The 13698-nt window shown below is 43.5% G+C and carries 15 protein-coding genes; 6 read left to right on the top strand and 9 right to left on the bottom strand.

Features of this window, described 5'->3' with window-relative positions; translation table 11 throughout:
* Positions 1–39: 39 nt before the first annotated feature.
* Positions 40–933: a protease HtpX gene (gene htpX / locus AXI59_RS09470; protein ID WP_061523523.1), complete on the bottom strand. Its 894-nt coding sequence runs from the start codon at positions 931–933 to the stop codon at positions 40–42.
* Positions 934–1076: 143 nt separating this feature from the next.
* Between htpX and AXI59_RS09465 the strand changes: the two genes are divergently transcribed.
* Together AXI59_RS09465 and AXI59_RS09460 are read left to right on the top strand one after the other, a co-directional pair.
* Entirely contained in the window at positions 1077–1778 is a 702-nt protein-coding gene (locus tag AXI59_RS09465; protein ID WP_061523522.1) for a DUF1836 domain-containing protein, read from the top strand.
* A 131-nt stretch (positions 1779–1909) separates the two neighbouring features.
* Positions 1910–2104: an alpha/beta-type small acid-soluble spore protein gene (locus tag AXI59_RS09460; protein ID WP_061523521.1), complete on the top strand. Its 195-nt coding sequence runs from the start codon at positions 1910–1912 to the stop codon at positions 2102–2104.
* A gap of 6 nt (positions 2105–2110) precedes the next feature.
* On the opposite strand, the gene AXI59_RS09455 is transcribed toward AXI59_RS09460, so the two are convergent.
* From AXI59_RS09455 to AXI59_RS09440, 4 genes are all read right to left on the bottom strand, one after another.
* Positions 2111–3277 carry an anti-sigma-I factor RsgI family protein gene (locus AXI59_RS09455; RefSeq protein WP_061528039.1) on the bottom strand — a complete coding sequence of 389 codons (1167 nt, stop codon included), beginning with the start codon at positions 3275–3277 and terminating at the stop codon, positions 2111–2113.
* A complete protein-coding gene (gene sigI, locus AXI59_RS09450) occupies positions 3274–4029 on the bottom strand; it encodes an RNA polymerase sigma factor SigI (RefSeq protein WP_061528038.1) in 756 nt (251 codons plus the stop codon). Before sigI ends, AXI59_RS09455 begins: the two co-directional genes overlap by 4 nt.
* Before the next feature lie 276 nt (positions 4030–4305).
* Positions 4306–5097, bottom strand: coding sequence for a TerC family protein (locus AXI59_RS09445; protein WP_061528037.1), 792 nt, complete (start codon positions 5095–5097; stop codon positions 4306–4308).
* 248 nt (positions 5098–5345) lie between these two features.
* The gene (locus tag AXI59_RS09440; protein WP_082791753.1) at positions 5346–5948 is read right to left on the bottom strand and encodes a DedA family protein; all 603 of its coding nucleotides are present in this window, start codon (positions 5946–5948) and stop codon (positions 5346–5348) included.
* A 189-nt stretch (positions 5949–6137) separates the two neighbouring features.
* Here AXI59_RS09440 and AXI59_RS09435 point away from each other — a divergent pair, with 189 nt between their 5' ends.
* The 3 genes from AXI59_RS09435 to AXI59_RS09425 are packed head-to-tail and all read left to right on the top strand — an operon-like array spanning position 6138 to position 11326.
* A complete protein-coding gene (locus AXI59_RS09435) occupies positions 6138–8543 on the top strand; it encodes a bifunctional diguanylate cyclase/phosphodiesterase (protein ID WP_061528036.1) in 2406 nt (801 codons plus the stop codon).
* A 60-nt stretch (positions 8544–8603) separates the two neighbouring features.
* Positions 8604–9488: a non-homologous end joining protein Ku gene (gene ku, locus AXI59_RS09430; RefSeq protein ID WP_061528035.1), complete on the top strand. Its 885-nt coding sequence runs from the start codon at positions 8604–8606 to the stop codon at positions 9486–9488.
* A gap of 2 nt (positions 9489–9490) precedes the next feature.
* Positions 9491–11326, top strand: coding sequence for a DNA ligase D (locus AXI59_RS09425; RefSeq protein ID WP_061528034.1), 1836 nt, complete (start codon positions 9491–9493; stop codon positions 11324–11326).
* 10 nt (positions 11327–11336) lie between these two features.
* On the opposite strand, the gene AXI59_RS09420 is transcribed toward AXI59_RS09425, so the two are convergent.
* The 4 genes from AXI59_RS09420 to AXI59_RS19755 form a co-directional block, all read right to left on the bottom strand.
* Complete coding sequence (locus AXI59_RS09420) at positions 11337–11891, bottom strand: YkoP family protein (protein WP_061528040.1); 555 nt, start codon at positions 11889–11891, stop codon at positions 11337–11339.
* A 211-nt stretch (positions 11892–12102) separates the two neighbouring features.
* A complete protein-coding gene (locus AXI59_RS09415) occupies positions 12103–12567 on the bottom strand; it encodes a MarR family winged helix-turn-helix transcriptional regulator (protein WP_156476255.1) in 465 nt (154 codons plus the stop codon).
* Positions 12568–12707: 140 nt separating this feature from the next.
* The gene (locus tag AXI59_RS09410) at positions 12708–12890 is read right to left on the bottom strand and encodes a hypothetical protein (protein WP_061528033.1); all 183 of its coding nucleotides are present in this window, start codon (positions 12888–12890) and stop codon (positions 12708–12710) included.
* 88 nt (positions 12891–12978) lie between these two features.
* Positions 12979–13134 carry a hypothetical protein gene (locus AXI59_RS19755; RefSeq protein ID WP_156476254.1) on the bottom strand — a complete coding sequence of 52 codons (156 nt, stop codon included), beginning with the start codon at positions 13132–13134 and terminating at the stop codon, positions 12979–12981.
* A 192-nt stretch (positions 13135–13326) separates the two neighbouring features.
* Here AXI59_RS19755 and tnrA point away from each other — a divergent pair, with 192 nt between their 5' ends.
* Entirely contained in the window at positions 13327–13659 is a 333-nt protein-coding gene (gene tnrA / locus AXI59_RS09405) for a MerR family transcriptional regulator (protein ID WP_061528032.1), read from the top strand.
* The last annotated feature ends 39 nt before the right edge of the window (positions 13660–13698 follow it).

The raw sequence follows: 13698 nt of genomic DNA, 5'->3' as shown, positions 1-13698 counted from the left end.
CTCTATGGGGTCAGTCCCCCGGGTTCAGAGGTTTTGACATTATTTCGCTTCCAGCCTGCGAATTCTTTCATCCAGGTCAGGGTGAGTAGAGAACAGGGACGAATGCTTTTTCCCGTTGATCTTTAAGGTTTGCACCGCCGTCTGGTCTTCTTCGTTCACATGGGCTGTATAAGATTTAAGCGTGCGCAGGGCGTGAATCATTTTATCCTTACCGGCAAGATCGGCTCCTCCGCGGTCTGCATGAAATTCTCTATGGCGTGAGTACGCGAAGACGACAAGACTGCCGAGTATGGAAAAGATAATCTGAAACACAATCATCGCGATAAAGTGGACGACCGGCGCAAGATCTTCTTTTACAAACCGGCTTGCGATCCATGCCGCGATACGGGAAAGGAATACAACAAATGTATTGACGATTCCCTGTAACAGCGTCATCGTAACCATGTCACCGTTCGTAATGTGCGCGACCTCATGGGCAAGAACCCCTTCTACCGCAGCATCATCCATTTGCTGCAGGAGCCCTGAGGAAACCGCAACGAGTGAGCGGCGTTTAGACGGCCCGGTTGCAAAGGCATTGACCTCAGGAGAATTGTAAATGCCGACCTCAGGCATTTTCGTTAAACCTGCGGAACGGGACAGCCTGTGCACGCGGTCAACCAATTGCTGCTCCTCATAGCTGAGTGATTGTTTTTTCGGGTCTAACACCCTGACACCCATCATTGTTTTTGCCATCCATCTGGACATAGCAAGTGAAATAAAGGAACCGACAAAACCGACGACAAGGCTGAAGACGAGTAATGCCGTCAGATCAACCCGGCCATTTTGTATATACGAGCCAACACCGGTGACGCTTGAAATGATCGTTAGCACAATCCCGATTGTCGTAATAACCAAAATATTCGTTAAAATAAACAGAAATATTCTTTTTGCCATAATAACCTCCGTCATTTTAAGATCAAAAGAACTTATTTAATCAAATTATATATGATCTGTTTGAAAATGCAACAATTTCGACGTATGATGATAATGTATTTCTCAGCGATTTAACAAAGTGAACACGTAATCAGAGGTGAACAATGAATACTTTTAAACTGACCCGAACTGACATGGTCCGGCTTCTTTATGCGTTAAAAGGCCAAGGAGATACAAGTCCTCTCCAAATCTTAATAAAATCAGCAAATATGACGTTAGATGAAGCGGAGAGCCACCTTCACATTCCTGAGTTTCTCACGAGATTTGAGCGAAAAAAAGAGAAGAGAGAATACGGGCTTTCAACCAACGAGATTGTCGAGCTCGGCAACTTGTGCGAGCTGACGTCTTTAAAATCAACGGCTGTCCAAAATTGGGTGAAACGCGATATTAAAGATTTAATCGGCCATCCTGAATTAGGAAAAAAATATTCGATTGAACAAGCTGTTATTCTTCTCATTGTACGTGATTTAAAATCAATTTATGACTTTGAACATATCCGCGTCATATTAAAGATTGCCTTCAATACCATTACAGACCGGTCCGATGACATCATCAGCCCGATCAGCTATTATGAAAGCTGCGCTCAGGTTATCGATGATATTCACCACAAGGACAGTCCTCCGATGAAAGAGACAAGCCTGCAGGATCTTGTTGAACAGCAGACGGATAAGCTACGCGGCTGCTTTAATGAACTCGGAAACGAACAATGGAAAAAAATAAAAACCATTATCGCCGTTACGGTGCTCTCCGTTTTGACATTCCACATCCAGGCAACCGCCTACAAAATGACAAGCCATTTTTTATAAAAGATGCTTTCAGCCCCGGTCCTTTTAACGGGGTTTTTTAACGCACACAACAATTGCCAGCATAATGGGGACGATTCTGCCTGAAACTAAGACGCGTAAATAATCTTGCCAGAGAAAAGGAGATGAAAAAGATGGCGAGCAGAAATAAACTCGTAGTTCCAGGGGCTGAGCAGGCACTCGACCAATTTAAATACGAAGTGGCTCAAGAATTCGGCGTGAACCTTAGTTCTGATACAGCAGCACGCGCAAACGGCTCTGTGGGCGGGGAAATGACAAAACGGCTTGTGCAGCAGGCACAATCACAATTAAACGGGAAAACTCAATAATAAAGCTTATTCGCCGGGATTTCTCGGCGAATTTTGATGTTTATCAGCATTCTCCCAGCCGTGCCGGTACCCATTCGGATTCCGGCGGTCTGACGCATCTTCATGCCGGTGATAGGATTCGCGGTGTTCACTGCGGTCCTGATTCCAGCGATGATTATAATACCTTTGTTGATACCCTTTGTCATTTCCGTTTTCTTGAGGATCTTGTGTTGGGGTTTGCTCTGTTTCCCCATCTTGTTCCTTCTGTGTTTTTTCCTCTGATCCAGAATTTACATTTGTGTCTTTTCCTTGATTGTCGTCCTGGCTGTTTAGATTCGGATCATCTGTGTCAGTAGTTTCATTGCTTTCCGGCTGCTCTGTTTTCATTTCTCCATCAGTATTTTGTTGATCGTCCGCTGCCGGTTTATCTGCATCCGGCTGCTCTGTTTGATCAGTGTCTGTCCCGGTGTTCTGATGTTCGGTTTCATTGCTGTCCGTTTTCTTTTCGGGCCGGCCTTCTTCTGTTTTCTTTTCATTTCTTCTTATGTAGCTGCCTGTTGACATTCCTTCCTGTTTCGCTTTTTCCCTTGTTTCCATATCTGATTCAAGAGATTCCAGATGGTAGGTGTCTTTATATTTTTTCGTTACGTCGGCCAGCTGTTTTTTAACGCCTGTTTTATATGTATGGTCATCTGAATTTTCATAAACCGTGGAAATTAAGATCTCTTTTGATTCCTTTACATATCCATGCTTGCTGCAATCGGTAATAATAGCACTGATGACATCCTTAAAATCATTGCTTTTCCAATCCCCGATATCATTGATGACCTGTTTGGCATCATCATTCAGCGGTGTCAGCTCAATGACTTCATATTTGCTGTTTAACGCCATTTCAATACTCGGATTAATGTCAAGCGTCATGTACGCGTATGCTTTGTTATCAGAAAAAATCGGGAGCATGATTAAAATAAATAAGATAATAGCTGTCATTGTAAAAACTCCCAATTTGAAAGGGCGCAGTTTCAGAAAATCAAAAAAGCTGGCCCTTCTGCCCATACGCGTTTCGCCTGAAAACGTAATTTCCTCTCCGATTTCACAAGTACGGTGATCATTTTTTGTTTTTAAAAATTGTCCGTCAGGGGTTAGCAACGTGACGAATTTTTTATTTTTCTCTACAATGATCCCTCTTCTCATGAGTGCAACACCCCTTTAAGATAATCTTTTAAATAAATATAATCACCGGTAATAATAATGCTCATGGCAATGATATATTTTCTGTTCCGCTCGATCGTTTTTCTGCTGACCGACACAAGCTGCTCCAGCTGTTTGACCGGAAGCTGTTTTTTCTGGTGAAGAATGGCTGCCAATTCTTCATTTTCCACAAGCGTATAGGCAACCTTAATGGCATTCTGCCTCGCATCTGTATGCTTTGGCGATTGCTCAAGCAATTCTTTAAAAGACAATCCGTATTCTCTCAGCTGCTTTTGAAAAAAAAGAATTTCTTCCCGCCGCTGTTCCTGTTCAATCTGTTTGCGGTACTCATCGATGGAAAGCTCTGCCTCGATCAGACTTTGAGAAGACTCCTGATCATCGCCCTCCTGCACATCTATATTGATATGCTGAGCGGCTCTTGCTTCTTTTCTTATATAATCTATTACTTTTCTTTTTATAATCAGCTCTGCAAATGCAAGCAGCGAATTTCCTTTTTCAGCCGAATATTTTTCAATGGCTTCGTTAAACGCGATCAGTCCGATGCTGAATTCGTCGTCTTTTTCATCTATATATCGTTTACAAACGGATGAAACCGTCTTCGCGATAAAAGGCTTATATTGCTGTATTAAATCATTCTGCAGATCTTTGTCGCCTTTTTGTATTTTTTCAACAGATGTTTCAAGCGTTTGCTTCTTTTTTCCCAATTTAAACAAAAGGCTAAGCACTGGTTTCACCTCAGTTCCTCCCTATAACTACTCATAATCATAGCTAATTTAGTAGGGATTCGCAAAGGAAGAAAAAGAGAAATCGATTTCTTTTGTCTCAATTATGACAAACTAATAAGACGCACTATACATGATTTCGTGCCCTTATTTAGAATTAAGGGGGTTTTCTGTGCGTTTTTTGTAACAATGCTGTTATAAAATTGTTATCATATGTCTTGTTTGTAAGCGTTTCAACTAAAAAGGGAGTTCCGCTTTGATAAAGCAGGACTCCCTTTTTTAACCCTTTTACGCGTGCTCTCTCCCGCCGGATTCTTCTTTATACTTCTCCTCTTGCGGATTTTTTGATCCTGACATAAACCATCCGCCAGCCGCGATCGCCGCCAGAACCGTCCAAAAAGTGACCTTCCATGCCGCCGAATGGATAAAGTGAGCGGAAACCATATCGATTTCCTCATGGGCAAGAGTGTATAAAGCGAGTTTCACACCTACCCAGCCTACAATCACAAATGCCGCCGTTTCCAGACTCGGGCGTGTTTTTAATAAAGAAACGAACATGGATGCCGCAAAACGCATAATAATCAACCCGATGATTCCCCCTGCTAAAATAACGATAAACTGACCGCCGTCAAGTCCTCCGATGGCTGGAAGCGGAGTCTTCGGAAGTGTTACGGCAAGCGCGACCGCCGCTAAAATCGAATCTACGGCAAAGGCGATGTCAGCCAGCTCCACTTTGAATACAGTCGCCCAAAACCCGCTTTCTTTCTGGATTTTCTGTTTGCCGTCATTTTTGTATACATAGCGCTTCAGCAAGTGGCTTACGGCAATGTAAAGCAAATACAAGGCCCCGATCGCCTGAACCTGCCATACATTAACGAGAAAAGAAATGGCGAATAATGAACCGAAACGTAAGACAAAAGCCCCTGCCAGTCCGTAAAACAATGCTTTCTTTCTTTGTTTCTCCGGGAGATGTTTCACCATCACCGCCATCACCAGCGCGTTATCCGCCGCTAAAATCCCTTCCAGCCCGATTAAAACGAGAAGAACCCAGCCATACTCCAACAATAACGCAATATCCATTTTATTCCTCCGCCTCTCCGTTTTCTTTCATCCGAGCTTATACCGGCGGTTTTATCATACAAAAAAGACCTTTGCCGATATAAGGCAAAGGTCTTGCTAGACATGAAATGATTGGCATGCCAACAAAGCCGATGGATATCATCCATGAATTGACGACTTTGTTTCCGGAAAATCCGGACGCTACTCCCCTTTGGGATATCAAGAAATATTGGTTTATACGCTCATCATAAAGTCTGTTTCTAAGTTTGTCAATGCTTAACTTTTTTATTATATCGAGAATCCGCTTTGATCCCGCTTTTTCTTCTCATCAGCATATAAACAACAAACAGCAATACAATGAAAATACCGAACGGCAGCATATATTGATCAAGAATGGAGCCGACGCTTTTCCAATTTTCCCCGAGCTTCATGCCTAAATAAACGTAAACGTAAGTAATGGGCAGCATGGCGATATATGTATAAAGGGAAAATACCCAGACATTCATCTTTGCAATTCCGCACGGCAATGAAATCAATGTCCTTACACCGGGTAAAAAACGGCCGCTGAAAGCCACAAAACCGCCGTGCTTTTGAAAAAACTCGTCCGATTTTTGAAGAGATTCGGGCTTTATCCATATATACTTCCCAAACTTCAGCAAAAACGGGCGTCCGCCCCATCTGCCGATCCAGTACAAGACAAGCGGGCCGGAAAGACCGCCGAGCGACCCCGCAAACACTGCGCCGGCAAACGTCATATCTCCTCTGGACACCCAATAGCCTGCAAGCGGAAGAACGATTTCCGCAGGGATGAATTCTATACTCAGCGCCAAAAAAATTCCGGCGTAGGATAAGCTCTTAAACGCCTCTATCATCGATAGGATCACATCTTCGATCAGTATCACTCCCCATATAGGTCTTCTATTGGCGAAACTTCAGAATGATTTTAACACAGATGCACCGGATGAAACGATTACTTTATCTCGAGACTGAAATGTTTCTAAAGACATGCCGATATAAATGAAAGTCATTTCAGATCGGCACACAATGGGAGGAATCGGCATTTGGAATTACACGTACATTACAGCATCCCGCTTGTAGTATTATCTATCCTTGTCGCCTGTTTCGCAGCGTTTACTTCGCTTGAAATTTCAAGGAAAGTTACGCTGAAAACGGGAATTCACAGTAAATTGTGGCTGCTTGCAGGTTCAGTCATCATGGGCTTCGGCATTTGGTCGATGCATTTCATCGGAATGCTGGCGGTTTATATGAACATGAATATGCATTACGAGATTATTCCGGTTCTTAGTTCCATTATTGCGTCGATCCTGGGTTCTTTTGCGGCTTTATATATCGTCAGCCGGCAAATCCTAACGATAAACCGGCTGTTTGCCGGGTCTGTTTTTATGGGATCGGGAATTTCTTTCATGCATTATATGGGAATGTCGGCCATTTCCCGGGTAATGATTAAGTATGATCCGTTTTTATTCACTCTTTCTATCCTTATTGCGATCGCAGCTTCTTTTGTATCGCTGAACGTTTTTTTCGATCTAGCCGTTAAGAAGCCGACCGATCAGCTTCTTTTCTATAAAATCATCAGTTCCGTCTGCATGGGCGCAGCCATTTCCGGGATGCATTATACCGGGATGTTTGCGGCATCCTTTCATGAGGACATGCGAAAACCTGGCAGCAGTGTGGAGATTCATTCGTTCCATTGGTCAATTTTTATTGCGTTAATCATCTTTTGTTTTCAAACATTATTGTATTTCAGCTCTCATTTCGACCGTAAATTTTTTCAGCAGAATGAGCGCATGAAAGATAATGAACAGCGCTTCCAATCCTTGATTAAACACAATATTGATGCCATTTTCATCCTTTCTCCTGAAGGAAAAATGCTCTACTCCAACGAAGCGGGGGCCGAAATGATTCACAGCTTCGGCTTGGACGATCAAAATTGGAGAGAACATATCAATAGACAGATGAAAACATATTTTAAACAGGTCAAAAAAGAACAGCAGGCATTCCACATAGATGCCGATCTTACGACACAAGCCGGCCTGTTTCATATTAATGTGACCTATATTCCAGTTATGGTCAATAACGGCCTTGACAGTGTATATGTCATTTGTAAAGACATGACAAAACAGCGGAAAGCCGAAAAAGAAATTCACCGCATGGCGCATTATGACTCACTCACTGATTTGCCGAACCGCCGGCACGCCGTCCAGCGCCTGACAGAAGTGCTGAATAAAGAGCATTCAATGGAAAATGCGACTGTCGTTTTTTTTCTGGATTTGAATCGGTTTAAGGTCATTAATGACGCTCTCGGCCATAATGTCGGTGACAAGCTTCTTCAGTTAGCGGCTGAGAGATTATCCTCCATCATTCCTGAAAATGGATTTATTGCCCGTCTGGGCGGAGATGAATTTATTATCATTTTGACCGATGCCCGTTCGGAAAACGGTGAAATCGACGGACTGGCCCATCAGATCATTGGGCAATTTGAAAAACCGTTTATCATTCAGGAGCATGAATTAATCACGTCTGTCAGCATCGGCATCGCTGTTTCTCCAAAAGACGGCACGGAAGGTCTGGAGCTGATGAAAAAGGCTGATATGGCGATGTATGCCTGTAAGGACAGAAACAAGAGCAAATACAAATATTACTCTGTTCAAATCGGTGACATGGAAGCGAGAAAGCTGCAGCTTGAAATAGAGCTGAGAGAAGCCATTGAGAAAAAAAGGTTTGTCCTATATTATCAGCCCCAATACAGCTCACGCGATCAAAAAATAACAGGAGCTGAAGCGCTTTTACGCATTGCCGGAGCAGATGGACAGCTGCAGAACCCCGGGGACTTTATCCAAGTCGCAGAAGAAACCGGACTGATTATCGACATCGGAAAGTGGATTATAACCGAAGCCTGCAGGCAGGCGAAGGAGTGGCACGAGAAAGGATACGATCTGCCTGTTGCCATTAATATTTCCGCTAAACAGTTTCAATCGGAGGAGCTTGTTCCTTTTATTGAAAAAACGCTTGCCGCCTATCGTCTCCCTCCCCGGCTGCTCGAAGCCGAAGTGACTGAAAGCATGACGATGGAGGACCGCGAGCACAGCAAAAAAGTACTGACCGCTTTAACTGAGTTGGGAATAAGTGTAAGCATTGACGATTTCGGAACCGGCCACAGTTCTCTCAGCTACTTAAAGGATTTTCCGATTCACAGATTAAAGATAGACAAATCATTTATAGATGATATCCAGACAGAACCTAAATCAGCACAAATCACCGGCGCCATTATTGCTATGGGCCACCAGCTTTCCCTTCTCGTCGTTGCTGAAGGGGTGGAAACGGATATGCAAAAAAAGCTTTTGGACGAAAAAGGCTGTGATTTCCTGCAAGGCTTCTACTTCAGCAAACCGTTGCCGCCTGAGGGAATCGAACAGCTGCTTACCGAAACGCTGCACCACCCATAAGTTGCTACACATGGAACGAGGCCGTCTATCCACAATAAAAACAAAAAGGAGTTTTTATTCATGCATACGATGTGGAAGGGATCTATCAGTTTCGGCCTCGTTAATATTCCGGTTAAACTCTTTGCGGCCACTGAAGATAAAGATGTAAAATTCCGCAGTCTTCATAAAGAAGACCACGCGCCGATTAAATATGAAAAAATCTGCACCGGCTGCGAAAAAAGCCTCAGTCCTGACGAAATTGTCAAAGGATATGAATATGTAAAAGGAAAATACGTCATTTTGACTGATGAAGACCTGAAGGAAGTAAAGCAGGAACACGAAGAAAAAGCGGTTGAAATCGTTGATTTTGTTCAATTAAAAGAGATCGACCCGATTTATTTTAACCGTTCTTATTATGTCGGACCCGGAGACAACGGAACGAAAGCTTATACGCTTTTGCGGGAAGCGCTGAGAACGACCGGTAAAATCGGCATCGCCACCATCACCATCCGTTCAAAGCAGCAGCTTGCCATTCTCCGTGTGTATGAAAATTGTATCGTGATGGAATCCATTCATTACCCGGATGAAGTCAGAAGCGCGGGACATGTGCCAGGCGTACCGGATCAGACGGATGTAAATGAAAAGGAATTGCAGACTGCCATTACTTTAATCGACGAGCTGACAACCGAGTTTCATCCCGAACAATATGAAGACACATACCGCAAAGCCCTTCTCGCCAAAATTAATGATAAGCTGGAGCATCAGGAAGCGGGCGTCACCCCGGCTGCGGCAGGTCCGCGCGAGGATGTTATTGATCTCGTCAGCGCCCTTCAGGCAAGCATTGATCGAACAAAGCGGCCCAATCGTGAAAAAGCCGCGCCCGCTCAGCCGAAAGACGCTGCTCCTGCTGGCAGCGGGGGCAAAAAGCGGAAAACCACACGGCAAAAAGCCTCCGGAACGTCATAGTTATGGTGCTGACGATGCAGCCGATTTTGACCTCCTTCCCGCCCGAGGGCAGTGAATGGCGCTACGAAGTAAAGTATGACGGATTTCGCTGTCTGCTCCATGTAGGTGCCGCGGAGGTTACGTTAACGAGCAGAAATGGCCAGCCGCTCACCAGCCAATTTCCGGAAATCACCTTCTTTGCCGCACAATGTTTTAAGCTGATGAAAGATAAGCTCCCCCTTACGCTCGACGGAGAGCTTGTCTATTTGATCAATCCGTACCGGGCAGATTTTGAGCGTATTCAAATCCGCGGGCGTTTAAAACGTGCAGAAACAATTAAAAAAACGGCTGCTGAACGGCCGTGCCGCTTTCTTACGTTTGATTTGCTGGAAGTAGCGGGATCAAGCACGGCATCTTTTCCTTATTCTGAGCGGAAGAAAATGCTTTTTGATCTGCTTTCGGAGGCAAAACTGCCCGCGTCTCCTCATCACCTGGCAAAAGAAGCGATTCAATACATTCCCGAGCATGCTGATTTTGACCCGCTTTGGCATACAGTTGTCCGGCATGACGGAGAAGGAATTGTGGCGAAAAAAACAAACAGCAAATGGGTGGAAAACAAACGGACTCCTGACTGGCAGAAATATAAGCATATGAAAACGGCACATGTTTTGTTAACCGGATTTAATCCGAAAAACGGCTATGTGACCGCATCGGTTGTAAAAGACGGGGAGATCGTGCCCGTCGCCTCAGTCTCCCACGGCATGCAGGAGGAAGAAAAAAACGCCGTCAGAACGATTATGGAGACCCATGGAAAAAAGCTGAAGACCGGCGAGTATACACTCGAGCCTTCCATTTGTATGACCGTCCAATATTTAACCGTTTTGCAGGACACGCTGCGGGAGGTCTCCTTTGTTTCCTTTCAGTTCGGTATGGATTGGACGGATTGTACCTATAAGCAGCTTATTGTTCACTCAAAAACACTGCACCCGAAGCTGCAATTCACAAGCCTGGATAAAGTCATTTTTAAAAAACGTGAAAAGACGAAAGAGGATTTTATCTGCTATATCGTTCAAATCAGCGATTTTCTTTTGCCTTTTCTGAAAGACCGGGCAGTCACAGTCATCCGCTATCCGCACGGAGCGCCCGGAGAATCTTTTTTTCAGAAAAACAAACCGGATTACACGCCGGACTTTATCTCATCCGTTTTTGACGGAAGCCATGAGCATATTGTGTGCAGTGATATGTCAACTCTTTTATGGCTGGCCAATCAGCTGGCGCTGGAATTTCATGTTCCTTTTCAAACGATACAAAGCGAAAGACCCGCAGAAATCGTAATTGATCTTGATCCGCCGTCACGGGATGATTTTCTTATGGCCGTTCAGGCGGCGCATGTGCTGAAACAGCTGTTTGAGTCATTCGGCATCACATCGTTTCCGAAGCTGTCCGGGAATAAGGGCATTCAGCTCTACATCCCGCTTTCTCCGGAAGCTTTCACTTATGAGGATACCCGCCGGTTTACAATGCTCATTGCTGATTATTGCGTCAGGACCTATCCTGACCTTTTTACGACAGAGCGGTTTATAAAAAACCGCAATGGAAGGCTTTATCTTGATTATTTACAGCATGCCGAAGGGAAAACGATTATTTCTCCCTATTCTACACGGGGCAATGAACTAGGGACCGTCGCGGCCCCTCTATATTGGAACGAAGTAAACACATCGTTGACGCCTGATGATTATACGATTGACACAGTGGTTGAACGTGTAAAAAAACATGGCGACCCGTTTTATGACTTTTATCGCCAGCCGCAGGACGAGCCGCTTTCAATGGTGCTGCAGCAAATAAAGAAAAAGAGCTGACTTTTTTCCGTCAGCTCTTTTCAACTTGATATGTGCACATCAGTTTTTCTTTAGAAATCATTAAATAATAGGAATAAGGGATATTTTTGATGGTGAATTGTTTTGTTGTAAAATATAAAATCGGAATATGGGCCACTTGCTTGAATAATCTGTAAAATCCGTTGGACGGTTTCATCACCTCAAAGCCGAGCCTCGCCGCTCCCTTATGAAGCATTGTGATGCCGATGACGCCTTTTATCTCGTCTTTTCGTTTATGCTGATTAATATAATCCGCTAAATGAGGCATGGATTGATAAACCTTTTGGTATATCATAATCCCTCTTCTGACCGCATTTTCAATATGCTGGAGTTCTTTTAGGAGCTTGACATTATGAAGATGAATCTTGACTAATATATCGTTCTTTTTAATCCGGGTTCCGTCGCTTAATACAACTTCTTTTCCTTTATACCTTGTTAAACGGACGCGAAACACATTGGATTGGTGTTTATCAATCAGCGTCAGCCGGGTAAAAAAGAAATAAAGCGGATCAAGTATATACCAAATGGACAGCAGACAGCTCCTCACACGCTCACCTTCTTTATTGTTCAAAGCACCCTCATATTTTGGCATGAGGTGTGTCACATTATGATTGGTAAATAATGATGCTATCCTTTTCCATCATATGCAAAAAAAGCTGCCGGCTCTACCGTCACGGACAGAAAAAAACACTCTCTATACAGAGAGTGCCCGGCTCGTTTTCACTGCGAAGGAAAGAAAGCCAGTTTCCCGCTTTCGTTTAACGGAACAGCAAATGCTGGCTGTGGATGCCCGCTTTTTTCAATAGGGCTATCAGCTGTTCTTGTTCATCAGGCATAAGTCCTGAAAACGCTCTCGCAATTCTCAATGAATGAATCGGGTAAATTTTATCCAAATACTCGTTTCCTTTATCAGTTAAATGGGCATAAACAGACCGTTTGTCCTTTGGATCTTGTTCTCTGACTAAAAATCCGTTTCTCTCAAGCTTATCGATGACATAGGTGACATTCCCGCTGACAAGCAAAAGGCGCGACCCAATTTGCTGTAATTTTTGCGGGCCTCTCGTGTACAAAAGTTCCAGCACTGCAAATTCAGTCGGATTAAAGCCATGCTCTTTGCTGTCACGGATACTGTGTTCGGACACACTTTTGAAAGCCCTTGCAAAAACTTTGTACAAATTCATCGAACGCATAACTTCCTCTTCGTTAAACGATAATCTCATCATATCTACCCCGTATATAAGATTTTTATAAAAAAATAATGTAAACCCTTACAATTAATAAGAGTCGTTTCTGTTTTATATTCTATTCGTGCTGTTTTTCAGAATTCCTTCTTTTTTATATAAAAAATACCCTTATACATAAATTAATTTGTATAAGGGTCTCGTTCTCTATAGGGAATGTTCCGAAAAAAATACGCGTATTCCTTTCTTAGCTCCGTAATCGTCATCGAATTCAAGATCTCTTTTGTATAAACTCCGATCTGAAGCAATTTTTTTGAATAATGGCTTCTCTCTTTGTCCAGTGCGGTTTGAAGCAAGTGACTCATGACGCCCTCCTTTGTTGTGCGTTATTCTGTTAATAGGATAACGTTTTTATATCAATGACGTATGAAGCATTTGTAAAGCTTCTGTGGATTATGATGTTTTTCGGTAAAGCCCGTTTTGTACGGATCTGAGCAATTGAAAAGCATGTTCTCCGGCAAGCTGCATAAACGTCTCCATCATTTCATCCCGTTTCATATCCAATTCTATAATTTCTTTTGCCAGTAAGACCGCTTTTTCTTCCCCCATATATCCTTCCTCCTCATTGTTTCTGTATAATCAAGCATAAAACGGGATATTAGGCCGTGCATCTAACTTGTTAATTTTTCTGCCGCGCTTTTTCTAAAATCTTCTATTACACGTAAGAAAACCTAACAAGCGTCAGGTTTTTTCTCTTCTTTTTTTATATAATATGAGTAAAAGACATCCAGGGGTGGAAAAATGACGACAGACGAACAATCTTACAAAGACAAAAAAGTAATTTCGATCGGCATTGTAAGTGAATTAACCGGATTGTCAGTCAGACAGATCAGATATTATGAGGAACGGAAACTGATCTATCCGCAGCGCTCTTCGCGGGGAACGCGAAAGTATTCTTTTGCAGATGTGGAGCGGCTTATGGATATTGCAAACAAACGGGAAGACGGCGTCCAAACCGCGGAGATTTTAAAAGATATGCGCAAAAAAGAACAGGCCCTGAAAAATGACCCGCAGGTCCGTAATAAAATGCTCGAGGGACAGCTTAACGCCCACTTTAAGTATAAAAACCGCTGATAAAAAAAGTCCGCCTCACAATGGGACTGACCCCCGTTT

The organism is Bacillus nakamurai (genome assembly GCF_001584325.1).
GTDB lineage: Bacteria > Bacillota > Bacilli > Bacillales > Bacillaceae > Bacillus > Bacillus nakamurai.
The sequence above is the reverse complement of the archived record's forward strand: the minus strand, read 5'-3'. Positions and strand labels throughout refer to the sequence as shown.